Source organism: Mesorhizobium sp. LNJC391B00 (assembly GCF_000502535.1).
GTDB lineage: Bacteria > Pseudomonadota > Alphaproteobacteria > Rhizobiales > Rhizobiaceae > Mesorhizobium.
Genome location: NZ_AYWI01000018.1, coordinates 1 through 12419, shown reverse-complemented (window position 1 = coordinate 12419; position 12419 = coordinate 1). Strand labels below are relative to the sequence as shown.

Here is a 12419-nt window from a genome sequence, read left to right as displayed (position 1 = left end):
TCTCGACCCAGTCCGGACGTGGGAGAGCTTGCCGGTAACCTTAGCGGTAATCGGCCGAGTCGCAGCAGGAAGCGCGCCGAAAACTTGCTGGACGAAGATTGCGGCGTCGCTATGAATCCCGCCTTGTGTTGCCGAATCCGATCTGCGCAAAGGCGCATGGCCGAGACCAGGCAGCGGCTCACGAAGATTGATCCCAGCAGGACGAATTGACCGCTACGGCTCAGTTGAGACGGCACTTCGAAATCACGACTCCCTGCTGAGCTATCAGTTTCCCTCGATCTCTAATCGTATGAGTTCTGCGCACCACCCTTCGCTCTTCGAGCTTCGGGTGGCACGCCACCGAGTAGCCGTCAAACGTCGAGATAGCCGGCGGCGACGAGCATTGCCTTGTATCGTTGGGCAAATCGGCTGGGCAAACGGCTGAGGTAAGCTGACGCGCCAATATCCCAATGCGCGCCCAGTTCGCGGTCGAAGGCAGCCGGGTCGAATTGCAGCAAGCCGCTGCGTGGGTAGACCGTGAATTCTCCGAAGATCGGCTCCCCCTCCTCCTCGTAGAAATCGACACGCACCATGTCGAACTCGCTGCCGAGCGCCTCGGCTGCCTCGATCATCCGCGCCAGGCTCTTGGGAGGGGGAATTTCCAGGCTCGAGTCGATCGCGCCCTGGACGATGTTCAGCGGGCGCCAATCGCGATCCAGGTGGGCGGTATTCTTGGCCGTGGAACGGAAGGCGACGACGACGATGTAGGCGACGCGGCCAGCCAGCACACAGAATTTGTAGTCGACCGGGTCATAATCCTGGTCCTTGCCGACAAGGGCTTCGACGAAAACCCGCCGCTCTATGTGCGCATAGCTGCGCTCCAGCTTGCGGGCGCCATAGGTTTGGCCAAGGTATTCCGTCATCTCGGCAATGATCGCCTCCCGGTCGGCGTTGGCCGGATCACGAACGATGACATTCATGGCGCAACCGTGGTTGCATTTGACGGCGTAGGGGATTTTCAGGTCATCGAAAGGGATCTGGCGCGGATCGTCGCCCTGCCACAGCACCTCCGGGATGGCGAGCCCGGGAAGCCGCTCCCTGACGATTTCCTTGGACTTGAGCTTGTCGAGAAGGCCGGTAAAGCGAGGATCGTCATCGAAAATCTTGCGCCAGTGGATCTTTTCCGTGAACGTCACCGGGGCTGCAAAATTCGGCAGATGCCGCATCCGCTCAAGGAAACGCTGGGTCAACCGGCGATAGCGGACAAGCAGCGCGGCGTTCAGCAACAGGAGAGATGCCCGCGCGCTGTTTCGCTTCAGCCATGCCTTTGCGCCACGCGCCATTCCGGTGTCCTTGCAACTTGCGCAACTTCATCCGCGAAGTGGACGGCCACCCTGCCCGCAGCAGTGAGGCACGTCGAGCTTCGCCGAGCTAGCCCTTCATCGGGTACAGTTTCAAATGCTGGATCAGGATGATCGTCTTGGCGTCGATGATGCGGCCGTCTGAAATGCCGGCCAGCGCTTCATCAAGCCGCATTTCCAGAACCTCGATGTCCTCGCCCTCGTCGGCCGCGCCGCCGCCGGCCGAGATGCGGTCGGCGGGTGAATAGCGCGCCACGAAGAACCACAGCCGTTCGGTGACGCTGCCCGGGCTCATATAGGGGGAAAACAGCCGCTCGATGTTCTGTAGGCGATAGCCGAGCTCTTCCTCGGCCTCCTTGAGGATGGCGGTTTCGGGATCGTTTTTGTCGAGCAGGCCGGCGCAGGCCTCGATCAGCGGTTCGCGGTGGCCGGTGACGTAGGCGGGGTAGCGGAACTGCCGCACCAGAAGCACCGTCTGACGCTCGGGATCGAAAGGCAGGATCACCGCGCCGTCGCCACGATCGTAGGTCTGGCGAATCTGCGTCTCCCACTGCCCGTCGCGCCGACGGTAATCGAGAACAGTCTTCTTCAGGACCGCCCAGTCGTCGGACAGGACTTCCTCCGAGCGGATGCGGATACGATCTTCCATGATGAGCTCCAAGCTGTCGGCGCCATGGCGTAACCGCGAACGGTTTTGCGCGCAACCGAAACGGCGAAGCTTTCACCGCCTCATGTCTGGTGCCGGCAACTGCCATCGCCTAAATAGCTGCAGTCCCTCTCCGGAGTTTTTTGATGACCGCAGCGCTTTTCCAGCCGATCGCCCTCGATGGCCTGACCTTTCCGAATCGTATCGCGGTGGCGCCGATGTGCCAGTATTCCGCCGAAGATGGCTCGGCCAGCGACTGGCATCTCTATCACTGGATGAACCTGGCGATGTCGGGCGCCGGCATGGTCACCGTCGAGATGACCGACGTCGAACGGCGCGGCCGCATCACCCATGGCTGCCTCGGCCTCTATTCCGACGACAACGAGGCGGCCGCCCGGCGCACGCTGGATGCAGCAAGGCGCGTCGCCGCGCCGGAAACGAAATTCGGCATTCAGCTTGCCCATGCCGGCCGCAAGGCCTCCAACCGAAAGCCCTGGGAAGGCGGCGGCCCATTGCAGCCGGGCGAGGATCCATGGCAGACCGTCTCGGCCTCGGCCATCGCCTATGACACCGGCTGGAATGTGCCGCATGCGCTGGAGGAGGATGAAATCCTGCAGCTTATCGAGCGCTTCACTCAAGCCGCGAGGCGGGCCGAGCGCGCCGGCTTCGACTTCCTCGAGTTGCACGCCGCGCACGGCTATCTGATCTTCCAGTTCCTGTCGCCGCTTTCCAACCAGCGCACCGACCGCTGGGGCGGCTCGCTGGAAAACCGCATGCGCTTCCTCATCGAGATCGCCAAATCGGTGAGGAAGGCAGTTCCAAACCTGATGCTTGGCGCCCGCCTGTCGGTGAAGGACTGGGTCGATGGCGGCTTCGAGGTCGAAGAGGCGATCGAGGTGGCCAAAGCCTTGAAGGCGCTTGATGTTGCCTATATCTGCTGTTCGAGCGGCGGCAATTCGCCGTTGCAGAAGCTGCCGACCGGCGCCGGCTATCAGGTGCATCTGGCCGAAGCGGTGCGCAAGGGCGCCGGCATCCCGACACGGGCTGTCGGCCTGATCGACGATCCCGCGCAGGCAGAGGCGATCGTCGCCGACGGCCGCGCCGACATGGTCGCGCTGGCCCGCGCCTTCCTCGCCGATCCGCGCTGGGGCTGGCGCGCCGCCGCCACCTTCAGCGAGAAAATCCATCCCGCGCCACAGCTCGCCCGCTCGGTGACGACGATGCAGCATTGGACGAAGGGCTGAACAGGCAGCGCCGACGGATGCGCCAAACGCATCTGCTGGACAGATTGCCGCAGCTTCGCTTTAATCCGCCCGCTATAGTCCCTGGGGGCAGGCCGCCTTGGCGGCCGGGTTGGGAGCAAAGTCCATGGCATCAAGGGCAATCTATCCGGCGGCAGCCGCTCTGGTGGTCGCACTGTCGTTCGCCGCGTCGTCTCCGGTCGGCGCGCAATATTGCGAAGGCACGGTGCACGGCCTGTCCAGGCACTACGATCTGGATACCGGCAGCGGGTTTCTCGCCGTGCGCGCACGGCCGAACTCGTCGTCGCGCATGATCGGGCAATTGTTCAACGGCGACCACACGGAGATTTTCGACCGCCGGGGCAACTGGTACCAGGTCGAAATCGGCGGACGGACCGGCTGGGCCAACGCCCACTGGCTGCGCAACGACTGCGGTTACTGAGACCAACGATTGCGGTTGGTGAGACGTTTGGGCGCAGGCTGACGGCCACTTTTGCAACCATATTGGCTGCTTTGCGTTGCGGCCATCATGGATAACAAACCTTTTGAAACCCCGGTCGTGGTCGAACTCGGCCATGTCGGCAAATATCGCCAGATCCGCAGCACCCAGGAAGCGGCGGAGTGTCTGATGACGGTGTGGCCGCTCAATCGCGGCCCGCGCCATCGTGATGCTCTCGACACTTGCCTCAAAGTGCTGGAAGGTTATCGTTCGACGGCCGATGCACGCAGGGCCTTGATCGAAGCGGCCAAGGAATCGGAAGTGCTGGTTCCCGAAGACCGGCTGCCAGACGCCAAGTTGCATTGAAGCCCAAATTGCAATGAAAAACGGGCCGCATTGAGCGGACGGACGAACCGGAGGATTTCATGGCGAAGCTGACTTACAAGATCGTCGAGCATGACGGGGGCTGGGCCTACAAGGTCGGTTCGACATTCTCGGAGACATTCCCGACCCACCAGGATGCGCTGCGCGCCGCCGAGATCGCCTCGGCCGAACAGCAGATCGCCGGCGCCACGGACGGCATCCAGTATGAGGATGCCGAAGGCAAGTGGCACGACGAACTGGCCGACGGCCGCGACCGGCCGCAGACCGAAGTTTCCGACTGATCCTTGCCCCTCAGCTTTCGCTGCCGGCCGTGGATGCTCGCCTAAGCAATTCCCTTGGGAATTGCGTCAAAACAAACAGGCGGGACATCCTGCCGGTCAGTCGAAGCCGCGGCTTGATCACTTGCCGCAATATTGATCGTTCACGTTGGGCCTCACATTTCCGTAGGGTCCTGACGGGTCGGAGGCGCACGGCCCCGTAGCGCCATAACCTTGGCTGCCGTCGGCATTGATGCTGCCGGTGGTGCTCTGGTCGACGGTCGATGACTGCTCGTTGCCGAACGGCCACCAGCTGTGATCGTTGGAATACGTGCCGTCCGATGACTGCGCCATCGCCGGTGTGGCAAGACCGATCGTCAGCACGGATGCTGCAAAAACTTTCCTGTACATTGAATTACTCCGTATCCGCCGCCTTGGGTGCGACACGGGGTAAAACCGGATATCAGCCGAATGGTTCAGTGAAATTGTTGTGAGGCTGTGGTGAGGTCTTGGCCGGCGAATGTCCGCTCGGCAATGCGCTTGATGAAGGTGATGACGCGGTCCGGCTCGTCGAATTGCGGCATGTGGCCGAGGCCTTCGACCGTCTCGAAATCGAGCCCTTCGATCCTGTCCTTCATCGGCTCCCCATGTATGCGCATGGCGATGACGCGATCGGCTGTCCCGAAGAAAATCCCGGCCGGCATGGCGATCTCTCCATAGCGCTCTTCGATGCGGCCAAGATCCTCTTCGACCGCCACGAAATCGGTGGAGGTCGCATGGAAATGGACAGGCCTCAGCCCGAGCCATCCGCCGCCATCGATCATGTAGTCGGCGGGAACGGCCTGCGGCGAGAAGATGAACTCCAGTGTCTGCCGCGCATATCTGAGGCTTGTCGGTATCGCGACGGTGTAGGCCATGATCCAGCGCCAAAGCCGCGAACGGATATAGAGCAGGCCCGCTTTCTCGCGGACGCCGGCTTCCAGATGGGTCAGCGGCGCCAGCAAGGCGATGCCGGAAATCGCGCCGGGATGCTCCAAGGCCAGGGTCAGCGCGACGGCGCCCCCCAGCGAGTGCCCGACCACGAGCGGCCTTTCCAGCCCGAGTGTTTCGATGAAGCGCCTGATGATCTCGGCCTGTTCAGGCAGACGGCCGGTGGCTCCTCGCGCGCGAACAGAATAGCCCGATCCCGGCCGGTCGAGTGCAATGAGGCGGTAGCCAGGGCCAAAGCGCTCAAACAGCGTGTGGCGAAACTGGTGGAGCTGCGCGCCAAGTCCGTGCACGAACAGGATCGGCCGTCCCTCGCCCGTTTCGACATAATGGATGCGGCTGCCGTCGATCTCGACGAAGTTTCCGCTGGCCGGCACCAGCCTTTCGGCCTTGGCGGCAATCCAGAGCGTAGCGGCCACCAGGCAGGCCACGATGACGAGAGCCAGCACGGACAGGCCGGCGACAAGCCACAGCAGAATCGATACCAGCATGTTTCACCCGGGGAGCGGACCGGCGCGCACCATCACCCACTGACGAACGCTCGGCAAGGCAGATGGCGGCTTGTGTCGGCATTGCCGCCAGTTCGATGTCGCGCTATCTCAGGCGACCTTCTTTCTGCCTCAGGCGACCTTGTCTGCCAACGGGCCTGTTTGCCGGAGCCTTCCATGCCTGAAATCGTCACTGCCGCCATGCTTGTCATCGGCGACGAGATTCTGTCCGGCCGCACCAAGGATAAAAATATCGGCCACCTCGCCGACATCATGACGGCCATCGGCATCGACCTGAAGGAAGTGCGCATCGTTCCCGACGAGGAGGACGAGATTGTCGCTGCGGTGAATGCCGTACGCGCCCGCTACACCTATGTCTTTACCACCGGCGGCATCGGCCCGACGCATGACGACATCACCGCCGATTCCGTTTCCAAGGCTTTTGGGGTGCCGTGCGAATACGACGCCAAGGCCTATGCCATGCTGGGCGAGAGCTATGCCGCGCGCGGCATCGAATACACCGAGGCCCGCAAGCGCATGGCGCGCATGCCGCGCGGCGCCGACCATATCGACAATCCGGTCTCCGTCGCGCCCGGCTTTCGCATCGGCAACGTCCATGTCATGGCCGGCGTACCGGCGATTTTCCAGGCCATGCTCGACAATGTCGTGCCGACGCTGAAGGCCGGCACCAAGATGCTGTCGGCCACCGTCCATTGCCCGTTCGGCGAAGGCCTGATCGGTGGTCCCCTGGGCGATATCCAGAAGGCGCATCCCGACACCATCATCGGCTCGTATCCGAAATATGGCGACGGCAAGTTCTGGACGGAGCTGGTCGTCCGCGCCCGCAGCCAGGAGGCGCTGGATTCGGCACGCAAGGACGTCGAGGCGATGGTGGCCGGCTTCACCGCCGCCAATTGACCCTGGGTTCGCGGCCCATCGCCGGGCCGGAACCAAGCACCGCACTCCCACGTTTTCCCTCGGGCGCAGCACGCGCCGGCAGATTTGAGGGATTTCGCATGCGCTTCAAGACCATCGTCGCCATATTGCAGAACGAACAGGACGCCGAACGCGTGCTCGACTGCGCCATCCCGCTTGCCGACCGGTTCGAGAGCCATCTCATCGGCATCCATGCCGAAGCGCTGCCCGTTCCCTACACCTCGGCAACCGGCTTCCCCGACACCGAGTTCCTGCAGGTCTCCGCCGACATGAACCGCGAGCGCGCCGAGAAACTGCAGGCGCTTTTCGTTGGGCAGATCGAGAATTCCGGCCTTTCCTTCGAATGGCGCAGCCTCGAGAGCTTTTCCGGCGACAGCGCGCTGACGGGTATTTCCAGCGTGCGCGCCGCCGACCTGATCATCGCCGCGCAGCGCGAGACCGGCGGCGACCAGAGCGCCGATGTCGACGCGCTGGTTTACGATGCCGGCCGGCCGGTGCTGGTGGTGCCGCATGAGGGGCCGTTGGTCACCACATTCAAACATGTGCTGCTGGCCTGGAACGGCAGCAAGGAGGCGGCGCGTGCCGCCTTCGACGCGCTGCCCTTCATCATCGAGGCCGAGAAAACCGACATTCTGGTCATCGATCCGCCGGATACGCTGGATGACAACCCGGAAGCCGCCGGCGCCGAGATCGCCGCAGCACTCTCCAGGCATGGCGCAACGGTCAGCGTGTCGGTGCAGAAATCGGGCAACGCCTCGGTCGATGACGTCATCCAGACCCGGATCGCCGAGACCGGAGCCGACCTTCTGGTGCTCGGCGCCTACAGCCATTCCTGGCTGCGTCAGCTTTTGTTCGGCGGCGTCACGCGCACCGTGTTGCGCAGCGTGCCGGTGGCGGCCTTTTTGTCGCGTTAACTCCACAGACTGGCCCCGCCCTTGCCAATGCCCTGACTTTCCAGTTAATTCCGCGCGCATTCCACAATGTTGCGCGCGGAGTGCAGAATGTCCCTTCCCGAAAAAGCCTTTCCGGTCTCCTGGGACCAGTTCCACCGCGATGCCCGGGCGCTCGCCTGGCGGCTTGCCGGCGCCAACAAGGGTCAGTGGAAGGCCATCGTCTGCATCACCCGTGGCGGCCTGGTTCCCGCTGCCATCATCTCGCGCGAACTCGGCATACGCGTCATCGAGACGGTCTGCGTCGCCTCCTATCACGACTACACCAGCCAGGGGCAGTTGCAGGTGCTGAAGGAGATCACGCCGGCGCTGCTCGCCGATGATGGCGCGGGCGTGCTGATTATCGACGACCTCACCGACACCGGCAAGACGGCAGGCATCGTGCGCGCCATGATGCCCAAGGCGCATTTCGCCACCGTCTACGCCAAGCCGAAAGGCCGGCCGCTGGTCGACACCTTCATCACCGAAGTCAGCCAGGACACCTGGATCTACTTTCCCTGGGACATGGGTTTCACCTACCAGAAGCCGATCGCCGACGATCACGCCGGCTGATTCGCGCCAGCCCATTTCTGCCCAGACGGCCAAACCGGCCCCGTTTGCTATGAAAACAGGCACTGGAAGGGACAATGTTCTGTCGAATCGACAGGTGTTGGCGGATTTGACGGGTCGGTGTGATGTTTTTTACTTTTAAGACTTACACTTGTCGGTAAGATTCATACGGCGGCTAACGATTCTGAGGGCTGGGGTAGCTTTCACTGATGCTGACGACACCGGCGACACACGACCATCTGGCTGAAAGGGTCCGCAAGCTCTTCGGCACTTCGCCTTGTCGCCTGCAGGTTGCCGCTTTGCCATGGCGCAATAACGAAGACGGCGTCGAGATCATGCTGATCACCAGCCGAGACACCGGGCGTTGGGTGCTGCCGAAGGGCTGGCCCGAGGCCAGGGAGCCGCTCTGCGAGGCAGCGGCGCGCGAGGCGGGCGAGGAAGCCGGATTGCGTGGCAAGATTTCGCTCTTCGAGGCCGGTCGTTACTTCTACGCCAAGGCCCTCGCGTCCGGCGAGGAAGTCCCTTGCGAAGTGCTGGTGTTTCCGCTGCAGGTCGAGCACGTTGCCGACCGCTGGAAGGAAAAGCGCGCGCGCACCCGCAAATGGGTCAATGGGGCCGAGGCCGTACGCATGGTCAACGAGCCGGACCTCTGCCAGATCATCGCCCATTTCTGCGCCGATCCCGACAAGTTCGTCGTTAGAGCCTAGCTCACAGCCACCGCTGCATAGTCCTGCGCGCCCGCACCGGTTCTTGCCCCGATTCCGGGCTCGGTGCTTCGCTCCGCGCGCCAGCAATCCGACACTATAAATCCCTCCCCTTCAGGCCAAGCTTAGCCACAGCTTGACATGCAGGCATTTACCTGCATATTGTGTCTTCAAGATGAGTGAGACCGATGGACGCCGACAAGGTTTTCAAAGCGCTGGGCGACCCGACCCGCAGAATGCTGCTCGATCTTCTGTGTGAGAAGAACGGCCAGACGCTCGGCGAGCTTTGCGAAAATCTCGACATGGCGAGGCAATCCGCCACGCAGCACATCGATCTGCTGGAAGCGGCCAATCTGATCAGCACGGTCAAGCGTGGCCGAGAGAAGCTGCATTTCATCAACCCCGTGCCGCTGCACGAAGTCTACGAGCGGTGGGTGCGAAAATTCGAACGGCAGCGGCTGAGCCTGCTGCACGACCTGAAACAAGAACTCGAAGGAGACGACCAATGACCCGGGAAACCACCAGTTTTGTCTACGTGACCTACATCAGATCGACGCCACAAAAGGTGTTCGAAGCCATCACCAGGCCCGATATCGCCAAGCGCTACTGGGGCCACGAAAACGTCTCCGACTGGAAGCCCGGCTCGAAATGGGAACATATTCGCGCCAATGAGGAGCGCTCTGTCGAAGTCGTCGGCAAGGTTGTCGAAATCTCGCCGCCGACCCGCCTGGTCATGAGCTGGGCCAACGCCTCGCAGGCCGACGATCCCACCAAGCACAGCCGGGTGACGTTCGCCATCGAGGAATACGACACCATGGTCAAGCTGACCGTCAGCCATGACGAGCTCGAAGCCGGCAGCGGCATGGCCAAGGGCATCAGCCAGGGCTGGCCGGCCGTGCTGTCCAGCATGAAATCCTTCCTCGAAACCGGCACAGGCATCGACCTGTTCGCCAAGCCGAAATCGGCCTGAAGCAATCTGACAGCGGGAGAACGACAATGACCAGGCACTATACCGGCGGCTGCGCCTGCGGCGCGATCCGCTATGAGGCCAGCGGCGAGCCGATCTTTCAGAACCACTGCCAATGCCTCGATTGCCAAAAGCGCAGCGGTACTGGCCATTGTTCCTATGTGACCTTCGGCCGGCGCGCTGACGTAAAGATCACCGGCGAGCCGAGCACATGGCGGATGATCGCCGACAGCGGCAATGAAAAGGCCCAGGCCTTTTGCCCGACCTGCGGCACGCCGGTCTACGTAACGTTCGTCGCCATGCCGGAGGTGACGGCGATCCAGGCCACGAGCCTCGACGATCCCGGCCAGTTCGACCCGCAGGCGGTCACCTACACCGTGCGCGGCCACGCCTGGGACACGATCGACCCAGCGCTTCAGCCATTCGAGCGAATGCCTGGATGAACTAGGCAGAGCCCTATCCCTCGGATAGGGCTCTGCGTTCAGCTCAGATCACCAGGCCCTTGGTCAGTTCCAGCGCCTGCCGCTCGAACAGGCGGCGGTAGATGCCGCCCTTCAGCCGGATCAGCTCGTCATGCGAGCCTTGCTCGACGATCTTGCCACGGTCGAACACGAGCAGCCTGTCCAGCGCCCGCACCGTCGACAGACGGTGTGCGATGACCAGCGTCGTGCGGCCGACCATCAGCCGCTCCATCGCCTGCTGGATCAGCACTTCCGATTCCGAATCGAGGCTCGATGTCGCCTCGTCCAGGATCAGGATGCGCGCATCCGCCAGGAAGGCGCGTGCGATCGCCACGCGCTGGCGCTCGCCGCCCGACAGCTTCACGCCGCGTTCACCGACCAGCGTGCCGTAGCCCTTCGGCAGGCTGGTGATGAAGTCGTGCGCGCTGGCGAGCTTGGCGGCATGCTCGATCTCGGCCTGCGTGGCGTCCGGACGGGCATAGGCGATGTTTTCCGCCAGCGAGCGGTGGAACAGGATGGGCTCCTGCTGGACGATGGCAATCTGCGCGCGCAGCGACGCCTGTGCAACCTGGGAGATGTCTTGGCCATCGATCAGGATCCTGCCGCCGCTGACATCATAGAGACGCTGGATCAGCTTCACGAAGGTCGTCTTGCCCGAGCCGGAATGGCCGACCAGTCCGACCCGCTCGCCCGCCGTTATCTCCGCCGAAAAGTCGCGGTAGAGCGGCAAGCGATGGCTACCATAGTGGAAGGTGACGTTATCGAAGGCGATGTGGCCATGCGTGATCCGGATCGGCTTGGCGCCGGGCCGGTCCTCGACGCCGAGCGGTTGCGACTGGAAATCGACCAGTTCCTCCATGTCGTTGACCGAACGCTGCAAATTGCGGATATGCGTGCCGATGTCCCTGAGGTAGCCCTGCAGCACGAAGAACGAGGTCAGCACGAAGGCGACATCGCCCGCACTTGCCTGGCCCCAGGCCCACAGCATCAGCGACAGGCCGATTACTGCCGTCCGCAGCACCAGCAGCATGGCGCCTTGCGTCGTGCCGTTGATGGTGCCGCGCACCCAAGTGCGGCTGGTCCGCGCGCGCCATTTGGCGACGACCTTGGCAAGACGCGTTTCCTCGCGCGTCTCGGCGCCGAAACCCTTGACCACGGCATTGCAGCTCACCGCATCGGCAAGCGAGCCGCCAAGCCGCGTATCCCAGCTGTTGGCGAGCCGTGCCGCGGGCGCGACATAGCCGAGCGACAGCAGCGCCGTCACGGTGATGAACAGCAGCGAGCCGACTGCCACGACCAGCCCCATCAGCGGCCAGAACCAGCCGAGCAGCAACGTCGAGCCGACCAGCATGGCGACCGACGGCAGCAACGCAATCAGGATGGTGTCGTTGAGCAGGTCGAGAGCCCACATGCCGCGCGTAACCTTGCGCACCGTCGATCCGGCAAAGCTATTGGCGTGCCAGTCGGTTGAGAAGCGCTGCACGCGATAGAACGCGTCGGCGGCGATGTCGGCCATCATCTTCAGCGTCAGCTCGACAATACCCATGAAAGCCAGGTTGCGCAGCACCACGCCGGTCAGCGCCAAAGCGATGAGCGCGGAGAACGCCGCCATTGCCGCATTCCACGCGACATCGTCTGCCAACGCACTGCTGGCTACGGCGTCGACCAGCCGGCCGGAATAGAGCGGCGTCAAGACATCGGCCAGGGTCGACAGCAGGAAGCTGCCCATGATCAGCGAAAGCCGCCACGGCTGGCGCCGCCAGTGGCTGAGCGTGAAGCCAAGAACGCTGCGAAAGGCGCTTGCACGCAGATCGATTCGAAAACGAGGCATGATGTCCTCCGGGCGCAAAAATGCCCGGTCCCGGTAAGGTCGAAAAATTGAAAACCGCGCTGGGCAATTCGCCCTGATATGCGGAGGTTCGGCATAGGTGGCGGCGCGCCCTAGATATCGGGTGGCGACCGGCATCGGCAAAAGCCTGTACTCGACCCGGCATCGGCGCGAGGTAGTGTGCTGAGAGTTCTGCAAATTCGCTGAGAGGGGGCGGTCATGGCAGGCTGGTGATTGTTCAC

At 62.9% G+C, this 12419-nt stretch carries 16 protein-coding genes; 11 read left to right on the top strand and 5 right to left on the bottom strand.

The window, feature by feature from the left end; translation table 11 throughout:
* Window positions 1-350: 350 nt before the first annotated feature.
* Together X750_RS137110 and X750_RS137115 are read right to left on the bottom strand one after the other, a co-directional pair.
* Window positions 351-1322, bottom strand: coding sequence for an ATP-grasp fold amidoligase family protein (locus X750_RS137110; protein WP_023748753.1), 972 nt, complete (start codon window positions 1320-1322; stop codon window positions 351-353).
* 88 nt (window positions 1323-1410) lie between these two features.
* Window positions 1411-1989 (bottom strand): NUDIX domain-containing protein, encoded by a 579-nt coding sequence (locus X750_RS137115; protein WP_023688346.1) that lies wholly within the window; start codon window positions 1987-1989, stop codon window positions 1411-1413.
* A gap of 143 nt (window positions 1990-2132) precedes the next feature.
* On the opposite strand from X750_RS137115, the gene X750_RS137120 reads away from it, so the two are divergent.
* The 4 genes from X750_RS137120 to X750_RS137135 all read left to right on the top strand — a co-directional run bounded on the left by X750_RS137120 (window position 2133) and on the right by X750_RS137135 (window position 4331).
* On the top strand, window positions 2133-3230 hold the full coding sequence (locus tag X750_RS137120) for an NADH:flavin oxidoreductase/NADH oxidase (protein ID WP_023748752.1): 1098 nt from the start codon (window positions 2133-2135) through the stop codon (window positions 3228-3230).
* A 124-nt stretch (window positions 3231-3354) separates the two neighbouring features.
* Window positions 3355-3669 (top strand): SH3 domain-containing protein, encoded by a 315-nt coding sequence (locus tag X750_RS137125; protein ID WP_023691186.1) that lies wholly within the window; start codon window positions 3355-3357, stop codon window positions 3667-3669.
* Window positions 3670-3753: 84 nt separating this feature from the next.
* Window positions 3754-4032 (top strand): DUF982 domain-containing protein, encoded by a 279-nt coding sequence (locus X750_RS137130; protein ID WP_032891817.1) that lies wholly within the window; start codon window positions 3754-3756, stop codon window positions 4030-4032.
* A 59-nt stretch (window positions 4033-4091) separates the two neighbouring features.
* Window positions 4092-4331 (top strand): DUF2188 domain-containing protein, encoded by a 240-nt coding sequence (locus tag X750_RS137135; RefSeq protein ID WP_023667535.1) that lies wholly within the window; start codon window positions 4092-4094, stop codon window positions 4329-4331.
* Window positions 4332-4448: 117 nt separating this feature from the next.
* Here the strand turns inward: X750_RS137135 and X750_RS137140 are convergent, their stop codons facing one another.
* Entirely contained in the window at window positions 4449-4718 is a 270-nt protein-coding gene (locus X750_RS137140; protein ID WP_023735341.1) for a hypothetical protein, read from the bottom strand.
* 65 nt (window positions 4719-4783) lie between these two features.
* A complete protein-coding gene (locus X750_RS02880; protein WP_023748751.1) occupies window positions 4784-5785 on the bottom strand; it encodes an alpha/beta hydrolase in 1002 nt (333 codons plus the stop codon).
* Between the two features lie 174 nt (window positions 5786-5959).
* Between X750_RS02880 and X750_RS137145 the strand changes: the two genes are divergently transcribed.
* The 7 genes from X750_RS137145 (at window position 5960) to X750_RS137175 (ending at window position 10331) form a co-directional block, all read left to right on the top strand.
* Window positions 5960-6700, top strand: coding sequence for a competence/damage-inducible protein A (locus tag X750_RS137145; RefSeq protein ID WP_023681539.1), 741 nt, complete (start codon window positions 5960-5962; stop codon window positions 6698-6700).
* A 98-nt stretch (window positions 6701-6798) separates the two neighbouring features.
* Entirely contained in the window at window positions 6799-7632 is an 834-nt protein-coding gene (locus X750_RS137150) for a universal stress protein (RefSeq protein ID WP_023667539.1), read from the top strand.
* An 87-nt stretch (window positions 7633-7719) separates the two neighbouring features.
* The gene (gene gpt / locus X750_RS137155; protein WP_023667540.1) at window positions 7720-8220 is read left to right on the top strand and encodes a xanthine phosphoribosyltransferase; all 501 of its coding nucleotides are present in this window, start codon (window positions 7720-7722) and stop codon (window positions 8218-8220) included.
* 206 nt (window positions 8221-8426) lie between these two features.
* Entirely contained in the window at window positions 8427-8924 is a 498-nt protein-coding gene (locus tag X750_RS137160) for an NUDIX hydrolase (RefSeq protein ID WP_023667541.1), read from the top strand.
* A gap of 185 nt (window positions 8925-9109) precedes the next feature.
* Window positions 9110-9430 (top strand): helix-turn-helix domain-containing protein, encoded by a 321-nt coding sequence (locus tag X750_RS137165; RefSeq protein ID WP_023681541.1) that lies wholly within the window; start codon window positions 9110-9112, stop codon window positions 9428-9430.
* Window positions 9427-9891 carry an SRPBCC family protein gene (locus X750_RS137170; protein WP_023748750.1) on the top strand — a complete coding sequence of 155 codons (465 nt, stop codon included), beginning with the start codon at window positions 9427-9429 and terminating at the stop codon, window positions 9889-9891. The genes X750_RS137165 and X750_RS137170 overlap by 4 nt, the downstream gene beginning before the upstream one ends.
* 26 nt (window positions 9892-9917) lie before the next feature.
* Entirely contained in the window at window positions 9918-10331 is a 414-nt protein-coding gene (locus tag X750_RS137175) for a GFA family protein (RefSeq protein WP_023735338.1), read from the top strand.
* Between the two features lie 43 nt (window positions 10332-10374).
* Here X750_RS137175 and X750_RS137180 read toward each other — a convergent pair whose 3' ends face one another.
* Entirely contained in the window at window positions 10375-12180 is a 1806-nt protein-coding gene (locus tag X750_RS137180) for an ABC transporter ATP-binding protein (RefSeq protein WP_023748749.1), read from the bottom strand.
* Window positions 12181-12419 lie beyond the last annotated feature (239 nt).

Excerpts from the sequence above, each read along its gene's own strand:
- X750_RS137110 (WP_023748753.1), bottom strand. The coding sequence starts at position 1,322 with ATGGCGCGTGGCGCAAAGGCATGGCTGAAGCGAAACAGCGCGCGGGCA.
- X750_RS137115 (WP_023688346.1), bottom strand. The coding sequence starts at position 1,989 with ATGGAAGATCGTATCCGCATCCGCTCGGAGGAAGTCCTGTCCGACGAC.
- X750_RS137120 (WP_023748752.1), top strand. The coding sequence starts at position 2,133 with ATGACCGCAGCGCTTTTCCAGCCGATCGCCCTCGATGGCCTGACCTTT.
- X750_RS137125 (WP_023691186.1), top strand. The coding sequence starts at position 3,355 with ATGGCATCAAGGGCAATCTATCCGGCGGCAGCCGCTCTGGTGGTCGCA.
- X750_RS137135 (WP_023667535.1), top strand. The coding sequence starts at position 4,092 with ATGGCGAAGCTGACTTACAAGATCGTCGAGCATGACGGGGGCTGGGCC.
- X750_RS137140 (WP_023735341.1), bottom strand. The coding sequence starts at position 4,718 with ATGTACAGGAAAGTTTTTGCAGCATCCGTGCTGACGATCGGTCTTGCC.
- X750_RS02880 (WP_023748751.1), bottom strand. The coding sequence starts at position 5,785 with ATGCTGGTATCGATTCTGCTGTGGCTTGTCGCCGGCCTGTCCGTGCTG.
- X750_RS137145 (WP_023681539.1), top strand. The coding sequence starts at position 5,960 with ATGCCTGAAATCGTCACTGCCGCCATGCTTGTCATCGGCGACGAGATT.
- X750_RS137150 (WP_023667539.1), top strand. The coding sequence starts at position 6,799 with ATGCGCTTCAAGACCATCGTCGCCATATTGCAGAACGAACAGGACGCC.
- gpt (WP_023667540.1), top strand. The coding sequence starts at position 7,720 with ATGTCCCTTCCCGAAAAAGCCTTTCCGGTCTCCTGGGACCAGTTCCAC.
- X750_RS137160 (WP_023667541.1), top strand. The coding sequence starts at position 8,427 with ATGCTGACGACACCGGCGACACACGACCATCTGGCTGAAAGGGTCCGC.
- X750_RS137165 (WP_023681541.1), top strand. The coding sequence starts at position 9,110 with ATGGACGCCGACAAGGTTTTCAAAGCGCTGGGCGACCCGACCCGCAGA.
- X750_RS137170 (WP_023748750.1), top strand. The coding sequence starts at position 9,427 with ATGACCCGGGAAACCACCAGTTTTGTCTACGTGACCTACATCAGATCG.
- X750_RS137175 (WP_023735338.1), top strand. The coding sequence starts at position 9,918 with ATGACCAGGCACTATACCGGCGGCTGCGCCTGCGGCGCGATCCGCTAT.
- X750_RS137180 (WP_023748749.1), bottom strand. The coding sequence starts at position 12,180 with ATGCCTCGTTTTCGAATCGATCTGCGTGCAAGCGCCTTTCGCAGCGTT.